We start from the raw sequence: 19,972 nt of genomic DNA on the forward strand, positions 1-19,972 counted from the left end.
CCCCCGCCTTCATGCCAGGAAGCCGTGCAGGAACCAGCGCATCGGCACGTCGCGGCCGACGCGGCAGACCCAGAGCCGCTCGCCCCCTTCCACCTCCACGCGGAAGTAGTCGCGGAACTCCCGCGCCGCCGCCTCCGGCCCGCCGCAGGGGTGCAGCCGCTCCGGCCCCTCCGCCGCGCGCACCCGCAGCGCGCGGCCCCGCCAGGTGAGCCGCGCCGGCGGCCCGTCCGGCAGGGGCGCGATCGCCTCCACCGGTTCCGGCGGGGACAGCAGGCGCACGGGGCGCGGCCGGTCATGCCAGTGCGCCGGGGTCTCCCTCGCCATCCCCAGCGGGTCACCGTGTGCCACCGCCTCCTCCGGCAGGTGGGCGGCGCGCGGGTCCAGCCGCCAGACGCGCAGCCGGTCGCCCAGCCGGTCCAGCAGACGCGCCAGCGCCTCCCGCTCCGCCCCCTCGCCGCCCGCGAAGCCGTCCTGCGCCGCCGCCAGCGGATCGGTCGCCTCGGCCGAGAGCGCCAGCCGGTCGAAGCCGAAGCCCGGCGCCAGCCGCTCCAGCCTCTCGCGGAACAGCCGCTCCAGATGCGCGGGCGCCCGCATCGGCAGCGCCGTGCCCACCGCCACCTCCTGCACCCCGCCATCCACCCCATGCGCGCGCAGCACCACGCGCCGTGCCCCACGCCCGGCCTCGGCCAGCCGCAGGCACAGCGCCTCCAGCAGCCGGGCGAAGACGGCGTCCACCGCCTCGCGCGTCACGATCGGCTCCAGCAGCTCGCGCGCCACGGTGAAGTCGGGCGGCGGCCGCAGCGGGCGGATCGGCCGGCCCCGCAGCCCCGCCACCTCGTCCAGCGCCGTGACCAGCCCAGCCCCGAAGCGCGCCGCCAGCTCCGCCCGGGGCAGCGCCCGCACCGCCCCCACCTGCCACAGCCCCAGCCGCCGCAGCGCCGCCCGCACCGAAGGCTCCACCGGCAGCACCGAGAGCGGCAGCGGATCGGTCGCCGCCGCCTCCCGCCCCGCCGGCACCACCACGCCCGCCCCGGCCCGCGCCAGGGCCAGCGCCGCCCCGGCCGTGCCCGCGACGGCGCCGACCGCCGTCACCCCCAGCCGCGCCAGCCGCCCCACCGCCGCGTCGCGCAGCCCTGGCTCGCCCTGCCCCGCAGCACAGCCGGTGATGTCCAGCAGCAGCGCCTCCGGCGCCTCCACCCCCGCCAGCGGCGTGAACCGCATTGCCCAGAGCCCCAGCCGCCGCAGCAGCGCCGCATTCGCCGCCGCATCCTCCGCCACCAGCCGCACCGCCGGGCAGGCCGCCCGCGCATCCGCCACCGCCAGCCCCGCCCGCAGCCCGGCCGCCGCGGCCGCGTCGTCCACCGCGGTCAGCACCTGCCGGGGGCCGCGCTGGGTCCAGAGGGCGATGGGGGGCGGGGCGTCCTGGCCCCCGGAGGGAAGCCGCTGCCGGCCTTCGGCATCGACGCAGTGCGTCGATCCCCCCGATGCCCCCCATCCGCCCGGAGCGGAGCCCCTGGACCCATGTTCGTCAGAGGGCGGCGCTGCCGGAGACGGCAGCGCATGTGTGAAAGGGGGTCCAGGGGGGCGGAGCCCGCCCTGGGGCCACGGGTGCGACGCCTCCATCGCCAACCGGTCCAGCGCCAGCCGCGGCAGATGCAGGGCGAGGAGGCGACGGCCGGGCTGGGCGGACGCGGCGTCGGGGGGTGGCGGGGCGGCGGCGGGCGCGCCGGGCGGGGTCAGGCGCGGCGGGCGGCAGAAGCGGCGTCGCATGCGTCGGGCTCCAGATCCTCGGCGGTCAAGGTTTCGGTGCCGAGGCGCCAGGCGACGTTCCACAGGCCCGGGCGCCCGGAGCGGGTGCGGAGGAGCTCCAGCGTCCAGTGCGGGTCGCCCAGGTCGTGGCGGGACAGGCCGGTGCCGGCACGGCCGGAGACGCGCCAGCGGGTGGTGGCCAGGGACGGCCCGGCGGCCGCCTCCGGCACGTCGTCGCGGAGGAGGAGGCCGATGCCGCCGCCCGTCTCGGCCGCGAGCTGGAGGCGGCGGGCGGCGGTGGGGTCGGGGGTCTCGTCGAGCAGGAGGGCGCCGGTCACGGCGGGGCAGCGCAACACCTCCTCCATGGCCCAGAGCGCATCGTTGCGGCCGCGCGCCTGCACCAGGATCAGGCGGGAGGGCGGCAGGCCGAAGCGGGACAGGCCGGGCGGCCAGGCGTCGGGGCGGCGGGCGATCCAGAACACCGTGCCGCCGCTGCGCGCGAGGAGCAGGGCGGCGAAGCCGGCCGCGGCGCCGGGGCCGGCGGCCAGCAGCTCGTGCAGCGCCGCGCGCGGCAGGCCGCCGCCACCCGGCAGCGCCGCGTCGATGGGGGGCGCGAGCGGCACGGCGCGCGAGGCGGCACGGGAGAGGGCTTCGGCGGCGCCGGCGCGTTCCTGGCGCGCGATGCTGGCACGCAACGCGGCGAGGAGGGCCGGCCTGTCCATCGGGGGGCTCATGGACAAGGATGCGACTCCGGAAGTGGATTCAGTATGTTCTCTATATGTTCCAGCATGGAGTTGCGTCGGGTCAAGCACGTCCTGCCTTCCCCGGTCCCGTTGGCCGTGGCCGACGGCTATGGCTGCCCCAGCGTCCCGGCCAGCAGGTCCAGCAAGGCCGAGGCGAAGCCGCGCATGTTCTCCGCCCGGTTGGACTCCCCGGTGGAGACCGTCATCACCCGCTCCACCGTGCCGTCGCTCACCGCGAGGCAGGCATGCCCCGCCGGATCGCCATAGCGGTTGCCGGTGGGTCCCGCGGCCCCCGTCTCGGCCAAGCCCCAGACCGCCCCGAAGCGCTCCCGCACCCGACGGGCAAGCAACAGCGCATAGGCTTCGGTGGAAGGGCGCATCCCGGCCATGTCGCCGGGGGTGATGCCCAGCAGGGCCGCACGCGCCTGCCCCGTATAGACCACGGCTCCGCCGAGGAAATAGGCGCTGGCTCCCGGCACGGACAGCAGCGCCGCCGAGACCAGCCCGCCGGCCGAGGATTCCGCGACCGCGACGGTTGCCCGCTGCGCCGTCAGCAGGGCGGAGAGTCGCGCGGCCGCCGGCATCAGGTCCCGCATGGCGTCCTCCATCCCCTGGGCAGAGCGAAGGCTGCCCCCGCGCTTGGGTCCGGGCAACCCGGGCGCGCCGTCACGGCGGGCCGAGATGCAGGGCGAGCCAGACGGTCGGTGCCTCCGGATCGGTCCAGGTGACGCGGTGGCGGCACCGGGCGGGGATCAGCAGGTGATCGCCGGGGCGCAGGGCGCGTTCGCCCTGGCCTTCGAGCCAGAGCCGCGCCGCCCCCCGCAGCAGCAGGACCCATTCGTCCCATGCCTGGTCGTAGGGAGAATCCTCCGGCGTGACCTGGCCGGTGGAGACGATGCGCTCGATCCGCACCCCCGGCCGCACCAGGAGCTCGGTGAACTCCTCGTCGCCGGAGGGCGGCGGCAGATGGTCGAACAGGTTGTCCAGGCGCCCTTCCCTCCCCGCCCCGCGGCCGTGCGCAGGATCAGCCGACGCCACGGCAGGCCCCGGCGGCGGGCCGGGGCGGGGCCTCAGCCGCCGGGGGCCACCTGCGGCCCGTCCTGGCCGCGCATCGCCCAGCCGGTGGTGCGCTGCTCGATGGCGACGGCCACGGCGTACATGAGCACGCCCATCACCCCCGTCACGATCAGCCCGGCGAAGACCAGCGGCACGTCGAAGCGGCTGCTGGCCAGGATCATCAGGTGGCCGATGCCGTTGTTGGAGGCGACGGTCTCCGCGATGATCGAGCCGACGAAGGCGACGGTGATGGCGATCTTCAGCGAGGCGAAGAAGTAGGGCATCGCCCGCGGCAGCCCGACCTTGCGGATGATGTCGATCGGCCGGGCACCGAGGGCGCGCAGCACGTCGCGCAGCTCCGGCTCCACCGTCGCGATGCCGGTGGCGACGTTCACCACGATGGGGAAGAAGCTGATCAGGAAGGCGGTGATGACGGCCGGCACGGTGCCGATGCCGAACCAGATCACCAGGATCGGCACCACCGCGACCTTGGGCACGGAATTGAAGGCGATCAGCAGCGGGTAGAGCCCGTGGTAGAGCACGGTGGACGACCCGATGGCCACGCCCAGCAGCAGGCCGAAGACGATCGCGAAGCCGAAGCCGATCAGCGTGGTCATCAGCGTCTGCCAGGAATTCTCCAGCAGGGGGCGCCACCACTTCACCATGCTCATCGCGATGTCGCTGGGCGGCGGCAGGATGAACTGCGGGATCTGGAAGCCGCGGCAGACCACCTCCCAGACCACGAAGGTGCCGACGATGATCATCCAGGGCAGCCAACGCTGCAGCCGGCGGCGGCGGCGCGCCGCGGCGGCCATCGCCTCGATCCGGCTGGGGGCCGGGCCCGGCATCCCGTCACGTGGCATGGGCGGCCTCCGGGACCATCTCGCCCCTGCGGGCGGCGCTGATGTGCTCGCGCAGCTCGTGGACCAGCTCCTGGAAGGGCTGGGTGTACATGTCGTCCAGCGAGCGCGGCCGGCCGAAGGGCACGGTGCGCTCGGCGATGATGCGGCCCGGGCGGGAGGACATGACCAGCACCCGGTCGGCGAGGAACACCGCCTCGCGCAGGTCGTGCGTCACCAGGATGACGGTGGGCCTCAGCGTGGCGCAGACGGTCTGCAGCTCCACCCACAGATCCTCGCGGGTGAAGACGTCGAGCGCGCCGAAGGGCTCGTCCAGCATGAGGAGCTGCGGGTCGTGGATCAGGGCGCGGCAGAGGGAGGCGCGCTGCTGCATCCCGCCCGAGAGCTGCCAGGGGTACTTCCCCTCGAAGCCCGACAGGCCGACGATGGAGAGCAGCCGGCGGGCCTTGTCCTCATAGGCCAGGCGCTCGCGGCGCAGCCTGCGGCGGTGCGGCTCCACCACCTCCAGCGGCAGCATCACGTTGGCGAGGATGTTGCGCCAGGGCAGCAGGGTCGGGTTCTGGAAGGCCATGCCGGCCACCGAGAGCGGCCCGTCCACCTCCTGCCCGGCCACGATCACGCTGCCGGCGGAGGCGGGCCAGAGACCCGTCACCAGCCGCATCAGCGTGGACTTGCCGCAGCCCGAGGGGCCGACCACCGCCACGAACTCGCCCTTGGCCACCCGCAGCGTGCAGCCGTGCAGGGCCAGCGTGCCCTCCACCCCGCCATAGCGCATGGCGACGTCACCGATCTCGACGAAGGGACGCTCCGCCGCGCTCATGCCCGGATACGCTCCAAGGCCATCCACCTGCCACCCAGCATTCGCAACTCCACGGCGGCCCCTTGCCGGGCCGGCCAAAGCCTTGTCGATGATCACCGGGGGGAGGCCATGCAAGCGATACGCCAGCGGCCGGGAGAGGCCCCCAGGCCGGGCGTTCCGCGCCTGCCGCCGCCCAGGTAGCCCCAAGGGGGGCCCCAGGCGGGTGGCCCCGGGGATAGGCTGGAGGGGTGGGCCAAGTCGGGACGCCGGGCGCCGTGTCCGGTGCCCGGGGCGGCATTCCGCCCAACGCTTCGGCACGTCCCGGCTCGCCGGGAGGCGGAAAGGACCGGCGGCGCCCCGGGCCGGGGGGCGCCGCCGCCGGGATCAGCCGGTCGCCAGCCGGATGACGTTCCAGGAGGCCGGCGGCAGGGTGACGGACAGCCCGGTGCCGCGAAGCTCGACCTCGCGCAGCGTCTCCGGCTTCACCCGGTCCGGCTCCTCCCGGGTGTTGGTGGCGGAAAGGTCGCGGTGGTGCAGCGCCTGCGCCTCCTGCAACCGCAGACGCTCCAGCCCCCGCGCCTCCACCTGCACGGAGAGCGGCTCCTCCAGATGCCGGTTCAGGAGGAAGAGGGTGACGAAGCCGCCCTCCCGGTCGTGCACCACCGCGGTCTTCAGGTAGGGCACGGCGGGCAGCGCGAAATGGTGCTCCTGCGGGCCGCGCGGGTCGTAGTAGCGGGCCTCGTAGGTCGGCGATTCCACCTGTACCCGCAGCACCCGCCCGCGCCCGAGGTTCGAGAACTGCGCGAAGGGATGGAAGATGGTCTGGCGCCAGGCGGGGCCGCCCGTCTCCGTCATGATCGGGGCGATGGCGTTCACCAGCTGCGCCAGGCAGGCGGCCTTCACCCGGTCGGCATGGTTGAGGAGGGAGATGCAGGCGCCGCCGAAGGCGAGCGCGTCGCCCATGGTGTAGACCTCCTCCAGGATCTTCGGCGCCACCGGCCAGCCCGGCACCGTCCGCCCCTCGCGCTTGCCGCGGGTGCGGTACCAGACGTTCCACTCGTCGAAGCTGAGCATGAGGCGCTTGGAGGAACGGCGCTCGGCCGCCACGGCGTCGGCGATGGCCACCACCTCCTCGATGAAGCTGTCCATCAGGTCGGGGCTGGCGAGGAAGCCCCCCATGTCGTCGGCGTAGTTGTTCAGGTAGGTGTGCAGCGACACGAACTCGACATGGTCGAAGCAGTGCGCCAGCACCTCCCGCTCCCAGGCGCCGAAGGTGGGCATGTTGCGGGCGGAGGAGCCGCAGGCCGCCAGCTCCAGCGAGGGATCGACCCACTTCATCATCTTGGCCGATTCCGTGGCGACGCGGCCGTATTCCTGCGCCGTCTTGTGTTCCATCTGCCAGGGGCCGTCGACCTCGTTGCCCAGGCACCAGAACTTCACGTCGTGCGGCTTCTCCCAGCCGTGGGCGCGGCGCAGGTCGGACCAAGCGGTGCCGCCCGGATGGTTGCAGTACTCCACCAGGTTGCGCGCCGCATCGGCGCCGCGGGTGCCGAGGTTGACCGCCAGCATCGGCTCGATGCCCGTCTCGCGGCACCAGTCGATGAACTCGTTGGTGCCGAAGGTGTTGGGCTCGGTGGACATCCAGGCGAGGTCGAGGCGGCGCGGCCGCTGCTCCACCGGGCCCACCCCGTCCTCCCAGTTGTAGCCGGAGACGAAGTTGCCGCCGGGATAGCGCATGATGGTCGGCGCCAGCTCCTTCACCAGCGCCATCACGTCCTTGCGGAAGCCCTTCGCATCCGCCTCCGGATGGCCGGGCTCGTAGATGCCGCCATAGACGCAGCGGCCGAGATGCTCGACGAAGGCGCCGAACAGCCGGTCGTGCGTGTCGCCGATCGCCACGTCGCGGTCGATGGTCACCTGTGCCTTCAAGGCCTGCTTCCTTCCCTGATGTTCAGACGTGCTGCGCGGTCGGCGCCTCGTCCCAGGCGCCGTCGATCGAGAGGACGGCGTCCTTGAGCTGGATCGAATAGGGGTGCTGCGGGTGCGACAGAACCGTCCGCGCGTCGCCGGCTTCCACCACCTCGCCGCGCCGCATGATGATGATGCGGTCGCTGATCGTGTAGGCGGTGGCGAGGTCGTGCGTGATGTAGACGATGGAGACGCGCAGCCGGTCGCGCAGCTCGCGGAACAGGTTGACGATGGTCATCCGCAGCGAGGCGTCGATCATCGAGACGGGCTCGTCCGCCACCAGCAGCGCGGGCCCCGGGATCAGCGCCCGCGCGATGGCCGCGCGCTGGAGCTGGCCGCCGGACATCTCGTGCGGGAAGCGGCCGCGGACCTCGGCCAGCGACAGCCCGACCTGTTGCAGCGCCGCGTCCGCCTGGCGCTCCGCCGCCGCCTGGTCGGGCGCGTCGCCCAGGTTGCGGGCGGTGGCGTACAGGTAGCTGTCCACGCGCGTCAGCGGGTTGAACGCCTCGAAGGGGTTCTGGAAGATCGGCTGCACCTGCCGCATGAAGGCGAGGCGCGCCCGCCGGCCGCGCAGGCGCGACAGATCCTGGCCGCGGAACAGGACCTGCCCCTCCGTCGCGGGGCTGGCGGCCAGGATCATGCGCGCGAGGCTGGACTTGCCGCTGCCGGATTCGCCGATGATGGCAAAGACCTCCGGCCGGTCGTCCGCCAGGGTGAAGGAGACGTCGCGCACCGCGGCCGTGCGGGCGCGGGAGAACAGCCCGCCGCCATAGGTCTTGCCGACATGACGCAGCTCCAGCAGCGGCGCGCTCATGCGGCGATCCCCTGCTTCGCGGCGTGGCAGGCGACGCGCTGGCCGGGCGCCAGCTCCTCCATCGCCGGCACCTCGCGCCGGCAGACCTCCATGGCGAGGGGGCAGCGCGGGTGGAAGCGGCAGCCGGGCGGCGGCTCCGCCAGGCTGGGCGGCCGGCCTTCCAGCCCGTGGCGCGGCGCGTCGTCGCCGATGCGCGGCAGGCTGGCGATCAGGTGGCGCGTGTAGGGGTGCAGCGGATGGCGGAACAACTGCCGGGTCGGCGCCTCCTCCACCAGCCGGCCCGCATACATGATGCCCAGCCGGTCGGTCAGGTTGGCGTGCACCGCCATGTCGTGCGTGACGAAGAGGACGGAGGAGCCCATCTCCCGCTGCAGGCTGCGGATCATGCCCAGCACGCCCTTCTGCACCACCACGTCCAGCGCCGTCGTCGGCTCGTCGGCGATGATGAAGTCCGGCCGGCAGACGGTGGCCAGCGCGATGGTGACGCGCTGGCGCATGCCGCCCGACAGCTCGTGCGGGTAGCGGTCCAGCACGCCCGGCTCCAGGTGCAGGTGGGCCAGATGCGCCTCCACAGCGCCGAGGAAGCCCTTCATGGGCAGGCCCATGTGGCGGAAGGCGAAGTCGACGAAGCTGTGCCGGATGCGCCGCACCGGGTTCAGCACGTTCATCGAACCCTGCATGACGTAGGAGAGGTGGCGCCAGCGCACCGCGTCCAGCTCCGCCTCCGACAGCGCGTAGAGGTCGCGCGGGCCCTGGCCGAAGTCGAAGCGCACCTGGCCGGAGACCACGCGCAGCGGCGGGCGGATGGCGCGGGCGATGGTCTTGATCAGCGTGCTCTTGCCGGAGGAGCTCTCGCCGGCAAGGCCGTAGATCTCGTCGCGCCGGACCTCCAGCGTGATGTCGTCCACCGCGCGGACCTCCCGCGCCGTGCCGTAGGCCCGGACCTGGTAGTAGGCGCGCAGCCCCTCCACCGAGAGGATCGGGCGTTGCCGCGTCGCCGCGGCGGGGGGCGTCACGGCCAGCATCAGGTCGCGCCCCCCAGCCGGGCGAGGCGGGAGCGCGGGTCGATGTACTCGTTCATCGAGACGGCGAGCAGGAACAGCGCCACGAAGACCGCGACCACCAGGGCCACGGGGGCGGCGATCCACCACCAGATGCCGGAGACCAGGGCGGCATGCTGGTTGGCCCAGTAGATCATGCCGCCGATGGTGGGGGTGTTGACGTCGGTGAAGCCCAGGACGGAGAGCGTGACCTCCAGCCCGATGCTCCAGTTCATGTTGTTCATGGTGGTGGTGAAGACCACCGGCATGACATAGGGCAGGTGCTCCCGCGTCACGATCCGCGTGGCGCTCATGCCCGAGAAGGCGGCCTGGGCGGTGAACTCGCGGGTCTTGAGCGAGAGCGCGATGGAGCGGATCAGCCGCGCGTCATAGGCCCAGCCGAGACAGGCCGCGACCACGGCCAGCAGCACCCAGCTCATCTGGTCGCGCATCACGAAGTAGAACAGCACCAGGATGGGGAAGAGCGGGATGACGATGAAGGTGTCGTTCACCGACATCAGCAGCCGGTCCACGGTCCCGCCCGCATAGCCCGCGAAGAGGCCGACCGCGAGGGCGATGACGCGGCTGATGACCGCGACGGCGATGCCGAAGAGCAACGTGTTGCGGATGGCGAAGGCAAGCTGCCAGAACACGTCCTGCCCGCGCGAGGTGGTGCCCAGGAGGTATTCCGCCGAGGGCGGCATGTCCGGCGGCACCACGTAGACGTCGAGCGGCGGATAGGGAGCGAGGAAGGAGAGCGCCGCCACCACCGCGACCATGGCCAGCAGCAGCGCGCCGACCGTGAATTCCCAGTTGTAGCGGAGCAGGTCCCGCAGGATCGGCCACATCTCAGCGGGCCTGCACGCGCGGGTCGAGCAGCGGGTAGAGCAGGTCCACCAGCAGCACGGCGAAGGAGACGGCGAGGATGGAGACGGTGGTCACCCCGATCACCAGGCTGTAGTCGCCCGCATGCACCGCGGCGATCAGCAGCGAGCCCATGCCGGGATAGCCGAAGACCTGCTCGGTGATGATGGCCCCGTTGAAGATGGCGCCCAGCGACATGGCGAGCCCCGTGACCTGCGGCGTCAGGGCGTTGCGCATGACGTAGGCGGAGAGGATCGTCCGCCGCTTCACCCCGGCCAGCCCGGCATAGACGGCGTAGTCCTCGGTGACGATGTTGGAGACGAGGGAGCGCATCCCCATGAACCACCCGCCGATGCCCACCAGGATCAGCGACAGCGCCGGCAGCAGCGAATGCCGCAGCACGCTGAGCAGGAAGTCCGCGTTCAGCCCCGGCCGCAGCCCCTGCTCGTAGGCGCCGGTGATCGGCAGCACCGGCCAGACGAAGCCGAACAGGATCAGCAGCACGAAGGCCACGATGTAGTAGGGCACCGGATGCACGGCCATGGCGGCGATGCCGGCCAGCTTCAGCAGCCGGCTGCGGCGGTGGTAGCCGGCGAGGCCGCCCAGCAGGTTCCCCAGCCCCCAGGCGAGCAGGGTGGAGACGACCATCAGCCCGGCCGTCCAGGGCAGGGCGCGCCCGATCAGCGTGGCGACCGGCGTGGGGAAGGCGGAGAGGGAGGGGCCGAAATCGCCCACCAGGATGCGGCGCCAGAAGGAGGCCCATTGCGCCAGCGCCCCGCCGCCCGTGCCGTAGAGGTCCTGCAGCGAGCGGCGCATCATCTCGATCGCCTCCGGGCTGGTGTTGCCGAAGGAGGTCGCGGCGGTGATGGTCTGCTCCACCGGGTCGATCGGCGTGGCATGCGTGATCAGGTAGGTCACGTTGATGCCGATGAAGACGACCACGGCGAACTGCGCCAGGCGCTTGAGCAGATAGAGGCCATAGGCCCGCATGCGCGGTCCTCCGAACGAGGCGCGGAAGGAAACGGGCGGGCGGCGCTGCCCTCGCCCGCGGGATTCAGGCCGGGCGCGGCTTCAGGCGCACCAGCATGGAGCGGGAGTTGCCCCAGTTCGGCACGGGGTTGGCGAAGGGGTTCTCCGAAGTCGGGAAGCCCGTCCAGTAGGTCGTGTCCATGGTGGTGAAGACGTTGTAGGCCATGAGCGGGATGATCGGCATCTCCTGCACCATCAGCTTCGCGTAGTCGCGGCCGATCTCCACCACGGCCGGGTCGTCGAAGGGCGTGCGGCGCATCCGCTCGATGATCGCGTCCATCTCCGGGCTCGACCAGCGCTGCCAGTTGCGGAAGGGCTGCGCCTTGCCGGGCGGCGAGACGTATTGCGAGTGCCAGCTGTCGAGGAAGTAGGCGAGGTCGGGATGCCCGCCATAGGTCTCGACGCTCCAGGCGATGATCGCCTCGAAGTCGCCGGCGTTGCGCCGGTCCGCCATGGTGCCGCCCTGGGCCACGTCGATGCGGCTGTCGATGCCGAACTGCCGCCAGTTCTGCGCCACCATGGTGCCCGCGCGGGTCATCACCGGCCGGGCCTCGCCCTCGACGACGACCTTGATCGCGAAGGGCTTGCCGTCCGGCGTCATCCAGGCGTTGCCACGCTTGCGGTAGCCCGCCGCCTCCAGCAGCTCCGTCGCCGCCTGCGGGTCGGGCTTCCACCAGCCATAGCCGAGCGAGCGGGCGATCTGCGCCGGGTCGCTCGGCACGCTCGGCGTGGTGGGCCGGACGAGGTTGGCGATCTGCGCCCCGATGGTCGGGTCGTAGGGCCGGATCTTCCGCTTGCCGGTGTCCAGCTCGAAGGCGGTCAGCCATTCCTGCAACGGGGCGTGGTAGTCGCGCGGATGCGTCCCCGTCGGCGGCAGGGCGATGGCCGAGATGGTGGCGGCGCCCCGGTAGCTCGCCATCGACACCGCCTTCATGTCGATCAGCAGCGCCAGCGCCCAGCGCACCCGACGGTCCTGGAACAGCGGGTTCTGCGCGTTGAGGATCAGCGAGGGCAGGGTCGGGTCGGGATGGGCGTAGGGGAAGCCGGGGAACCAGCCGTGCACCCGCTCCGACTGCCGCGCCAGGGTGAACATGCCCTCCGGCGCGGTGTCGTGCACCACGTCGAGCTCGTGGTTGAGCTGCGCGATCACCCGCTTGTCCGGCGGGCCGCCATCGACATAGGTGACGTAGCGCGGCCCGGGCTCGCCGAAGCGGCCCAGGCTGGTGCGCTGCCAGTCCGCGCGCCGCTCCCAGGTGAAGCGCCGGCCGTCCGGGTCGTAGCTGTGCAGCGTGTAGGCGCCGATCGAGACGGGCGGGTTGAAGTCGAACCGCACGGGGTCCGCCACCTTCTCGAAGACGTGCTTCGGCATGATCCAGATGGCGTTGAAGCGGACCAGGAAGTTGGCGTGGAAGCGCGCGTTCGGCCGCTTCAGCCGGAAGACGACGGTGTAGGGGTCGGGCGCACTGACCTGCTCCACGTTCAGGATCAGCTGCGCGCTCCAGCGCATGGCCGGATTCTTGATCTGGGTCTCGACCGTGTGGATCACGTCGGCGGCGGTGAACTCCACCCCGTCGCTCCAGTACAGGCCGCGGCGCAGCTTCGCCGTCATCTCGGTGAAGTCGGCGTTGTAGATCGGCGGTTCGGCGGCCAGCGAGTTGTCGAAGGCGCCGTCCAGCCCGCTCTCCGGGTCGATGTACCACAGCGTGTCCATCGCCACCTGCTGCAGCCCGTTGGTCTGGCTGCCGGCGTTGATCGCCCAGATGTTGAACCAGCCGGCGTTCCGGATGACGCCTTCCGGGTTCTCCAGGATCAGCGTCTCCCGCCGCGGCGGGGCCGGGCGGCTCGTCAGGGCGGCGGCGTTCGGCGAAGCGGCGGCGCCGGGCTGGCCGGCGGTCTGCGCCTCCGCCATCCGGGCGCCGGCCGGCACGGCGGCGAGCGCGATCGGGGAAGCCAGCAATGACCTGCGGCGAAGCGACATGAACCGATCCTCCCGTGCCGGCTTCAGCCGGCTTCGTTGTCGGGAGGCTAGGAGAGTCACGGCGCCGGCGTCAACCAATTTCGCGATATAAACCCATCAATCGGGTTTATTTACGCCAGCCGCAGGCGCATCACGATGTCCTGGTCGTGGTTGCCGAACTGGCGGCCGAAGATGTTGATGCCGCCCGGATGCGCCGCCGTCTCCTCGATGCCGATGCGCAGGCGGATGGAGTGGTGGGCGTCGAGGTCGAGGTCGCGCAGCGTCACCCCCGAGAGGCGCAGCCCGTCGAAGAAGGTGCCCTGGTCCGTCACCTGCCAGGTCGTCAGCCGTCCGTACTGGGAGCCCTCCAGCTTCCACCAGCGCGGCGTATGCGTGCCACGCTTGTCGCCGTAGTCGGCGGGCGAGGTCCAGGTGCCCAGCTTCACCCCGTTGACCCAGAGGGTGATGTCGGAGGGCCAGTCCAGGCTGGTCCCCGGCACTTCGCTCGACAGCTCCAGGCTGAACTCCACCGCCCGCACCGCGGCGCCGATCAGCTTGGCGTTGTTGGGGAACTTGTACTCGACGAAGCCGCGCGAGAACCAGATCAGCGCCGCCTCCACCCGGGCCGGGTCGAGGAAGAAGTCCGGCACGTCCAGCAGCCCGATCACCCCGCGCGGCGAGCACAGCCCGCAGGGCGCCCGCACGTCGCAGGAGGTGTAGAGGCCGAGCGGCATCGCGACCTCCACCAGATCGCGCCGCTGCTCGAAGGCCGGGCCGTCCAGGCGGATGACGATGTCGTCGAAACGGACCCGGCAGATCTTCTGCTGCCCCTTGGTGGCCTTCACCACCTCCGTCTCGATCAGCCCCGTCTCCTCCAGCACCAGCACGTTCGCCGCCACGGTGGATTGCGGCAGCGACAGCCGCTCGCCGATCTGGTTCACGTTCAGCGGCCCCTGCTGGCGCAGCAGGCGCAGGATCTGCAGCCGGACGGGCGAGGCCAGGCCCTTCACCGCCTCCGGGTTCGCCTCCGGGATCACGGTGAGGAAGGTGCGGGCCGCCGGGCTGGTCATCCGCCCAGTATGGACCGGCGGCGGCGGGTTTCATACCCGATCTTCCGGTTCTCTGACCCCTGACCCGACGCCGGGCGTTTCCGCCCGTGACGCTCCCGCGCGGGCATGCTGGACTGCCGCCGATGCTCTGGCCGCGCCTTGCCCGAAACCTGCTCTCCCGGCCCTCGACGGACCCGGCGCCGCCTGTCCCCGCCGACGCGGCGGAGGCGCTGGCCCTGCGGCTTGAGGAGGCAAGCCGCGCCCGGCTGGGGCGCTCCCTGGCCATACGCGCGGTCGATGCCGGCTCCTGCAACGGCTGCGAGCTGGAGCTGAACGCGCTGTCGGGCGTGGCCTACGACCTGGAGCGCTTCGGTCTGCGCCTCGTCGCCAGCCCGCGCCATGCCGACCTGCTGCTGGTGACCGGCCCGGTGACGCGCAACATGACCGAGGCGCTGCGCCGCACCCATGCGGCCATGCCGGAGCCCGGCTGGGTGGTGGCGGCGGGCGATTGCGCGGCGGGCGGCGGCTGCTTCCGCGGCTCGCCGGCGGTGGAGGCCGGGGTGGCCGCGGTCCTGCCGGTGGACCTGGTCATCCCCGGCTGCCCGCCAAGCCCGGCACAGCTGCTGGAAGGGCTCCTCGCCCTGCTGGAGGCACAGCGCCCGGCGCCGGCCCTCAGCTTCATGGCCCGTTAGGGAAAGCACCGCAGGCTTGGGGGGCCGAGGAATGCTCGGCTCCCCCCCCGGACGTAAAAGAGGTCCCTGCGTGTCCCGGCTCCACCCCCCTCCCCGCCCCGCCCTGCCCACCGTCGTCACCGCCGCGCTGCTGAGCAGCGAGCGCACCGAGATGCTGCACCTGCAGACGGCCGAAGGCGTGCTGCTGCGCCTCTCGGTGACGCGGGATGTGCTGGCGGAGATCGCCGCCCTGGCCACCACCGTCCTGGCGACGCCGCAGGACCACCCCGGCGACCGGCACTGACCGGCGGCCGGCGCCGCGGCTTCCCCCGGCCGCGGCGCCGCCTGCTTCAGCGCAGGGTGGCGGGGTCTTCCAGCACGTCGGGTTCCCCGCCGTCGCCGCTGCCGCCTTCGCCGAGCTGGGCCGCGCGGCGCTGCTGCCAGACGCTGCGCAGCCGGGCGTAGAAGTCCAGGGAGTCGCCACGCAGCGCGTCGAGCGTCTCGATGTTCTGCTCGCGCAGGTCGATGCCGTCGGCGACACCGCGCCCCACCGTGCCCTCGATCGGCATCAGCCAGTTGACGGGGTTGATCAGGCCGTCGCCGACCCAGCCCATCGTGTCGCGGGCGTTGGAGGGGCCGAGCAGCGGCAGCATCAGATAGGGGCCGCCCTCCACCCCCCAGGCATGCAGCGTCTGGCCGAAATCGCCGCTGCGCCGCGCGATGCCCCATTCCGTGGCGACGTCGAACAGCCCGCCCAGCCCCATGATGGAGTTGAAGGCGAAGCGCAGCGTCGTGTGTCCGGCATCGACGAAGCGGCCCTGCAGCAGGTTGTTCGCCAGGATGCCCGGCTCCTGCAGGTTGGCGATGGCGGAGCGCACCCGCCGGCGCGCGAATTCCGGCACCAGCTCGCGGTACCCCAGCGCCACCGGGCGGATCACCGCGTCGTCGAGCGCCAGGTTGACGTCGAAGACCTGGCGGTTCAGCGGCTCCAGCGGATCGCCGGGCGTCGCGGCCGCCCCCGTGCCGCGGGTCGCGCAGCCGGACGTGGCGAGGACGGCGGCGAGCAGGAACGCAGCGGGGCGGGGCGGCATGGCGGCAGGATAGGCGATCGCCCCCTTCCCACCTATCGGCCCCCGGCCCCCACGCGCGGCGGCGTGATCCGGGCGCCCCGCACCGGTCATGCGGCGCCCGCGACGGCCCCCGCCGGCACCGGCCCTCGGCCGTGCGGCGCGTCGAAGTCCAGCAGCGGCCCGGCCGGGACGATGCGGCTGGGATTCACCGTCGGATGGCTCTCGTAGTAGTGCCGCCGGATATGGCCGAAATCGACCGTCTCCCGCACGCCGGGCCACTGGTACAGCTCGCGCGTATAGGCCCAGAGATGGGGATAGTCCGTCAGCCGGCGCAGGTTGCACTTGAAGTGGAACTGGTAGACGGGATCGAAGCGGAGCAGCGTGGGGAAGAGCCGCCAGTCCGCCTCGGTGATCCGGTCGCCGCAGAGGTATCGGCGCATCGCCAGCCGCTGCTCCAGCCAGTCGAGCGTGTCGAAGAGCGGGAAGACCGCCTCCTCATAGGCGTCCTGCGTCGTGGCGAAGCCCGCCTTGTAGACGCCGTTGTTGACGGTGTCGTAGATCCGGCCGTTCAGCGCCTCGATCTCCGGGCGCAGATCGGGCGGCCGGAAGCTGCCCGGCCGCGCCCCCACGCCGTCGAAGGCGCTGTCGAACATGCGCAGGATCTCGGAGGATTCGTTGCTGACGATGGTGTCCCGCTGCCGGTCCCACAGCACCGGCACCGTCACCCGGCCGGTGTAGCGCGGATCGGCGCGGCGATAGACCTCGTAGAGATAGCGCGCGTTGCCGACCGGATCGGGGACGACGCCCTCGGCCGGCTCGAAGGTCCAGCCATGGTCCCCCATCAGCCAGTGGGTGACGGAGAGCGACACGATCCCCTCCAGCCCCTTCAGCGCCCGCAGGATGGTGGCGCGGTGCGCCCAGGGGCAGGCCCGGGCGACATAGAGGTGGTAGCGCCCCGGCTCCGCCGCGAAGCCGCCCTCGCCCGACGGACCCGGGCTGCCATCCGGCGTGACCCAGTGGCGGAACGGACTCGCCTGCCGCTGGAACCGCCCGCCGCTGGCCGAGGTGTCGTACCAGCGGTCCTGCCAGACCCCATCCACCAGCAGCCCCATCGCCCTCTCCTCCTCGCCTCCTGCCGTCAGCGCGCCAGGGGGCCCCGGGATGCCCCCGCGATGCAGGCCGCTGCCCGTGCGGCCACGGGGCGGGTCAGCCGCCGATGACGGGCCGGCGCGTCCCGTCGGGTCCGAAGCTGTCCTGCGGCACGCCGCGCTCCAGCGACATGTGGGAGTGCACGCAGCGCCAGGTGCCGTCCGCCCCGCGCCGCAGCAGCAGCGTCGCGCGGCCGGGCCGGGCGAAGGGCGTGCCGTCCGGGCCATAGCCCGTGCTGTCCCAGGGCGCGACGACGGTGGCGAGGGCGGCGCCCGGCTCGGCCATCACGATCACCTCCTCCATCCGGAAGGCGAAGCCCGAGGTCACCGGCCAGACGTTCGACCACTGCCGCGCCACCGCGGCGTCCAGCCCGTGCTCCAGCCGGCGGTGGGTGCCGAAGATCACCACCGCCGGGTCCCACAGCGCGCGGCCGGCGGCGAAGTCCACCGCCTGTACCGCGGCCGAGAGGGCGGCGAGCCAGTCATGCGCGGCGGCCGTGGTGGCGGCATCGGCGAGGGGGAGGGCTGCGGAATCCGTCATGCGCCGCATCCTGCCCGCGCGGCCGCGGCGGCGCGAGGGTGGCGGCCGCGGCACGGCAGGCCCCGAACCCGGCCCCTTCCAGGCGCGCTCCCCCCCAGGCAAGGTCCCCCCGGCAGGGTCCCCGGACAGGACCCCCTGGCCCAGGAGCCGCGCATGCCCGATGCCACCGCCGCCCCGCCCATCGCCCCCAGGCCGCGCCCGGGGGACCGGGCCGGGGCCGTGCTCACCATCGACCTGGGGGCGATCCGCGCCAACCACCGGCTGCTGCGGCGCGTCACCGCCCCCGCCGCCTGTGCCGCGGTGGTGAAGGCGGACGCCTATGGGCTGGGCGCCGCGCCGGTCGCCCGGGCCCTGCTGGCGGAAGGCTGCCGCGACCTCTTCGTGGCGCATCTGGAGGAGGGCATCGCCCTGCGCGCGGCGCTCGGCCGGGCGCCGCGCATCCTGGTGCTGCACGGGCCGCTGCCGGGGACGGAGGCGGAGTGCGCCGCGCACGGGCTGGTGCCGGTGCTGAACGACCCCTGCGAGATCGCCGCCTGGGCCGCGCTGTGCCGCGCCCGGGGCGAGCGCCTGCCCGCCTGGGTGCAGGTGGACAGCGGCATGGCGCGGCTGGGACTCGCCCCGGCCGAGGTCGCGGCGCTCGCGGAGGACGAGGCGCTGGACACCTTCGCCCTGGCCGGGGTGATGAGCCACCTCGCCTGCGCCGACGAGCCGGAGCACCCGGCCAATGCCGCCCAGCTCGCGGTCTTCGAGGCGCTGCGCCGGCGGCTGCCCCCTGCCCCGGCCAGCCTCGCCGCCTCCTCGGGCGTGTTCCTGGGGCCCGCCTACCGCTTCGACCTGGTGCGCCCGGGCGCCGCGCATTACGGCATCAACCCCACCCCCGGCCGGCCCAACCCGATGCGCCCCGTGGTGCGGCTCCAGGCCCGGGTGGTGCAGACGCGCGAGGTGCCGGCCGGCACCCCCGTCGGCTACGGCCATACCGCCACCACCACGGCGCCGACGCGGCTCGCCACCATCGTCGCCGGCTATGCCGACGGGGTGCACCGCGCCGCCAGCGGCCGCGGCGCCGCCTGGTTCGGCGGCGTGCGGCTGCCCTTCCTCGGGCGGGTGTCGATGGACAGCATCATCCTCGACGTCACCGCCCTGCCCCCCGGCACGCTGCGCCCCGGCACGCTGGTCGACCTGCTCGACCCGGAGCACGGGGTGGACGAGGCGGCGCTGGCGGAGGGCACCATCGGCTACGAGGTGCTGACCAGCCTCGGCGCACGCTACCATCGCGAATACCTCGACGGCGGAGACATGGCATGAAGGTCCTCATCCTCGGCGGCGGGGTGATCGGCGTCACCTCCGCCTGGTACCTGTCCCGGGCGGGGCACGAGGTCACGGTGGTCGAACGCCAGCCGGGCGCGGGGCTGGAGACCAGCTTCGCCAATGCGGGCCAGGTCTCCTTCGGCTACTCCGCCCCCTGGGCCGGGCCGGGCGTGCCGATCAAGGCGATCAAGTGGCTGCTGATGCGCCACCGCCCCTTCGTGATCTGGCCGCGCCCCGACGCCGCGCTGGCGCACTGGCTGGTGCAGATGCTCGCGAACTGCACGGAGGAGGCCTACCACGTCAACAAGGGCCGCATGGTCCGCGTCGCCGAGTATTCCCGCACCGCGCTGGCCGAGCTGCGCGCCGAGACGGGGATCGAGTACGACCACCGCGAGCGCGGCACGCTCCAGCTCTTCCGCACGCAGAAGCAGCTGGACCATGTCGGCGAGGACACCTCCGTGCTGGACGAGTACGGCGTGCCCTACGAGATCCTCGACCCCTCGGGCTGCATCGCCGCCGAACCGGCGCTCGCCCTGGTGCAGGAGAAGATCGTGGGCGGGCTGCGCCTGCCGGGCGACGAGACGGGGGATGCGCACCTCTTCACCCAGCGCCTCGCGGCGCTCTGCGCGGATCGCGGCGTGACCTTCCGCTACGGCGTGAATGTCCGCTCGCTCGCCACCGAGGCGGGGCGCGTCGCCGCCGTCGAGACGGATGCCGGGACGATGACGGCCGATGCCTACGTGGTCGCGCTGGGCAGCTACTCGCCCGCATTGGTGAAGCCGTTGGACATCGACCTGCCGGTCTATCCGGTGAAGGGCTATTCCATCACCATCCCGATCACCGATCCCGACATGGCGCCCGTCTCCACCGTGATGGACGAGACCTACAAGGTCGGCATCACCCGGCTGGGCGAGCGCATCCGCGTCGGCGGCACGGCGGAGCTCGCCGGCTACAGCAAGACCCTGCGCGGGCCGCGCCGCGCGACGCTGGAGCATTCGGTGGGCGACCTGTTCCCGCGCGGCGGCGACCTGTCGAAGGCGATGTTCTGGACGGGGCTGCGGCCGATGACGCCGGACGGCACGCCGGTGATCGGGGCGACGGCCTGGCCGAACCTGTGGCTGAACACGGGGCACGGAACGCTGGGCTGGACCATGTCCTGCGGATCGGGGCGGCTGCTGGCCGACCTGGTCTCGGGCCGGGCGCCGGAGATCAAGGCGGACGACCTGGCGCTGTCGCGCTACGACGAGGGGCGCCAGGCGGCGGCGTGACGCCCGCCCGCGCGGGTGGCGCGGGCGGGGCGGGGTGC

Annotated in this window: 20 protein-coding genes; 4 read left to right on the forward strand and 16 right to left on the reverse strand. The window is 72.9% G+C overall.

Going from position 1 to position 19,972, the window contains the following annotated elements; genetic code table 11:
- Positions 1–9: 9 nt before the first annotated feature.
- The 13 genes from LPC08_RS13705 to LPC08_RS13765 form a co-directional block, all read right to left on the reverse strand.
- The gene (locus LPC08_RS13705) at positions 10–1,362 is read right to left on the reverse strand and encodes a Y-family DNA polymerase (RefSeq protein ID WP_230448802.1); all 1,353 of its coding nucleotides are present in this window, start codon (positions 1,360–1,362) and stop codon (positions 10–12) included.
- A gap of 374 nt (positions 1,363–1,736) precedes the next feature.
- On the reverse strand, positions 1,737–2,471 hold the full coding sequence (locus tag LPC08_RS13710) for an ImuA family protein (RefSeq protein ID WP_230448803.1): 735 nt from the start codon (positions 2,469–2,471) through the stop codon (positions 1,737–1,739).
- 128 nt (positions 2,472–2,599) lie between these two features.
- Positions 2,600–3,088, reverse strand: coding sequence for a CinA family protein (locus LPC08_RS13715; RefSeq protein WP_230448804.1), 489 nt, complete (start codon positions 3,086–3,088; stop codon positions 2,600–2,602).
- A gap of 70 nt (positions 3,089–3,158) precedes the next feature.
- Positions 3,159–3,530 (reverse strand): cupin domain-containing protein, encoded by a 372-nt coding sequence (locus tag LPC08_RS13720; protein WP_230448805.1) that lies wholly within the window; start codon positions 3,528–3,530, stop codon positions 3,159–3,161.
- 32 nt (positions 3,531–3,562) lie between these two features.
- Complete coding sequence (locus LPC08_RS13725) at positions 3,563–4,411, reverse strand: ABC transporter permease (RefSeq protein WP_230448806.1); 849 nt, start codon at positions 4,409–4,411, stop codon at positions 3,563–3,565.
- Positions 4,401–5,228 carry an ABC transporter ATP-binding protein gene (locus LPC08_RS13730; protein ID WP_230448807.1) on the reverse strand — a complete coding sequence of 276 codons (828 nt, stop codon included), beginning with the start codon at positions 5,226–5,228 and terminating at the stop codon, positions 4,401–4,403. Before LPC08_RS13730 ends, LPC08_RS13725 begins: the two co-directional genes overlap by 11 nt.
- A gap of 363 nt (positions 5,229–5,591) precedes the next feature.
- Entirely contained in the window at positions 5,592–7,136 is a 1,545-nt protein-coding gene (arfA, locus tag LPC08_RS13735; protein ID WP_230448808.1) for an arabinosylfuranosidase ArfA, read from the reverse strand.
- A 22-nt stretch (positions 7,137–7,158) separates the two neighbouring features.
- On the reverse strand, positions 7,159–7,989 hold the full coding sequence (locus tag LPC08_RS13740; RefSeq protein ID WP_230448809.1) for an ABC transporter ATP-binding protein: 831 nt from the start codon (positions 7,987–7,989) through the stop codon (positions 7,159–7,161).
- Complete coding sequence (locus LPC08_RS13745; protein WP_230448810.1) at positions 7,986–9,014, reverse strand: ABC transporter ATP-binding protein; 1,029 nt, start codon at positions 9,012–9,014, stop codon at positions 7,986–7,988. The genes LPC08_RS13740 and LPC08_RS13745 overlap by 4 nt, the downstream gene beginning before the upstream one ends.
- Complete coding sequence (locus LPC08_RS13750) at positions 9,014–9,877, reverse strand: ABC transporter permease (RefSeq protein ID WP_230448811.1); 864 nt, start codon at positions 9,875–9,877, stop codon at positions 9,014–9,016. Before LPC08_RS13750 ends, LPC08_RS13745 begins: the two co-directional genes overlap by 1 nt.
- 1 nt (position 9,878) lies before the next feature.
- Positions 9,879–10,883 (reverse strand): ABC transporter permease, encoded by a 1,005-nt coding sequence (locus LPC08_RS13755; RefSeq protein ID WP_230448812.1) that lies wholly within the window; start codon positions 10,881–10,883, stop codon positions 9,879–9,881.
- Between the two features lie 64 nt (positions 10,884–10,947).
- Positions 10,948–12,900, reverse strand: coding sequence for an ABC transporter substrate-binding protein (locus tag LPC08_RS13760; RefSeq protein WP_230448813.1), 1,953 nt, complete (start codon positions 12,898–12,900; stop codon positions 10,948–10,950).
- Between the two features lie 110 nt (positions 12,901–13,010).
- Entirely contained in the window at positions 13,011–13,949 is a 939-nt protein-coding gene (locus LPC08_RS13765) for an ArsR/SmtB family transcription factor (protein WP_230448814.1), read from the reverse strand.
- A 122-nt stretch (positions 13,950–14,071) separates the two neighbouring features.
- Between LPC08_RS13765 and LPC08_RS13770 the strand changes: the two genes are divergently transcribed.
- Positions 14,072–14,620, forward strand: a complete 549-nt coding sequence (locus LPC08_RS13770) for an NADH-quinone oxidoreductase subunit B family protein (RefSeq protein ID WP_230448815.1) — start codon at positions 14,072–14,074, stop codon at positions 14,618–14,620.
- A gap of 70 nt (positions 14,621–14,690) precedes the next feature.
- Entirely contained in the window at positions 14,691–14,903 is a 213-nt protein-coding gene (locus tag LPC08_RS13775; protein ID WP_230448816.1) for a hypothetical protein, read from the forward strand.
- Between the two features lie 46 nt (positions 14,904–14,949).
- Here LPC08_RS13775 and LPC08_RS13780 read toward each other — a convergent pair whose 3' ends face one another.
- From LPC08_RS13780 to LPC08_RS13790, 3 genes are all read right to left on the reverse strand, one after another.
- Positions 14,950–15,690: an MlaA family lipoprotein gene (locus tag LPC08_RS13780; RefSeq protein ID WP_230448817.1), complete on the reverse strand. Its 741-nt coding sequence runs from the start codon at positions 15,688–15,690 to the stop codon at positions 14,950–14,952.
- A gap of 86 nt (positions 15,691–15,776) precedes the next feature.
- Positions 15,777–16,781: a glutathione S-transferase family protein gene (locus LPC08_RS13785; RefSeq protein ID WP_230448818.1), complete on the reverse strand. Its 1,005-nt coding sequence runs from the start codon at positions 16,779–16,781 to the stop codon at positions 15,777–15,779.
- 94 nt (positions 16,782–16,875) lie between these two features.
- Positions 16,876–17,358 (reverse strand): YybH family protein, encoded by a 483-nt coding sequence (locus LPC08_RS13790; protein WP_230448819.1) that lies wholly within the window; start codon positions 17,356–17,358, stop codon positions 16,876–16,878.
- Between the two features lie 153 nt (positions 17,359–17,511).
- Here LPC08_RS13790 and alr point away from each other — a divergent pair, with 153 nt between their 5' ends.
- Together alr and LPC08_RS13800 are read left to right on the forward strand one after the other, a co-directional pair.
- Positions 17,512–18,663, forward strand: a complete 1,152-nt coding sequence (alr, locus tag LPC08_RS13795; RefSeq protein WP_230448820.1) for an alanine racemase — start codon at positions 17,512–17,514, stop codon at positions 18,661–18,663.
- Positions 18,636–19,934 (forward strand): D-amino acid dehydrogenase, encoded by a 1,299-nt coding sequence (locus tag LPC08_RS13800; RefSeq protein WP_370643357.1) that lies wholly within the window; start codon positions 18,636–18,638, stop codon positions 19,932–19,934. The genes alr and LPC08_RS13800 overlap by 28 nt, the downstream gene beginning before the upstream one ends.
- Positions 19,935–19,972 lie beyond the last annotated feature (38 nt).

It is taken from the genome of Roseomonas sp. OT10 (assembly GCF_020991085.1).
Classification (GTDB): Bacteria; Pseudomonadota; Alphaproteobacteria; order Acetobacterales; family Acetobacteraceae; genus Roseomonas; species Roseomonas cutis.

Bases quoted from the DNA above. Each gene is read 5' to 3' on its own strand.
- LPC08_RS13740 (WP_230448809.1), bottom strand. From the start codon at position 7,989: ATGAGCGCGCCGCTGCTGGAGCTGCGTCATGTCGGCAAGACCTATGGC.
- LPC08_RS13730 (WP_230448807.1), bottom strand. From the start codon at position 5,228: ATGAGCGCGGCGGAGCGTCCCTTCGTCGAGATCGGTGACGTCGCCATG.
- LPC08_RS13765 (WP_230448814.1), bottom strand. From the start codon at position 13,949: ATGACCAGCCCGGCGGCCCGCACCTTCCTCACCGTGATCCCGGAGGCG.
- LPC08_RS13755 (WP_230448812.1), bottom strand. From the start codon at position 10,883: ATGCGGGCCTATGGCCTCTATCTGCTCAAGCGCCTGGCGCAGTTCGCC.
- LPC08_RS13770 (WP_230448815.1), top strand. From the start codon at position 14,072: ATGCTCTGGCCGCGCCTTGCCCGAAACCTGCTCTCCCGGCCCTCGACG.
- LPC08_RS13745 (WP_230448810.1), bottom strand. From the start codon at position 9,014: ATGCTGGCCGTGACGCCCCCCGCCGCGGCGACGCGGCAACGCCCGATC.
- LPC08_RS13785 (WP_230448818.1), bottom strand. From the start codon at position 16,781: ATGGGGCTGCTGGTGGATGGGGTCTGGCAGGACCGCTGGTACGACACC.
- alr (WP_230448820.1), top strand. From the start codon at position 17,512: ATGCCCGATGCCACCGCCGCCCCGCCCATCGCCCCCAGGCCGCGCCCG.
- LPC08_RS13790 (WP_230448819.1), bottom strand. From the start codon at position 17,358: ATGACGGATTCCGCAGCCCTCCCCCTCGCCGATGCCGCCACCACGGCC.
- LPC08_RS13725 (WP_230448806.1), bottom strand. From the start codon at position 4,411: ATGCCACGTGACGGGATGCCGGGCCCGGCCCCCAGCCGGATCGAGGCG.
- LPC08_RS13715 (WP_230448804.1), bottom strand. From the start codon at position 3,088: ATGCGGGACCTGATGCCGGCGGCCGCGCGACTCTCCGCCCTGCTGACG.
- LPC08_RS13750 (WP_230448811.1), bottom strand. From the start codon at position 9,877: ATGTGGCCGATCCTGCGGGACCTGCTCCGCTACAACTGGGAATTCACG.
- LPC08_RS13760 (WP_230448813.1), bottom strand. From the start codon at position 12,900: ATGTCGCTTCGCCGCAGGTCATTGCTGGCTTCCCCGATCGCGCTCGCC.
- LPC08_RS13710 (WP_230448803.1), bottom strand. From the start codon at position 2,471: ATGGACAGGCCGGCCCTCCTCGCCGCGTTGCGTGCCAGCATCGCGCGC.
- LPC08_RS13780 (WP_230448817.1), bottom strand. From the start codon at position 15,690: ATGCCGCCCCGCCCCGCTGCGTTCCTGCTCGCCGCCGTCCTCGCCACG.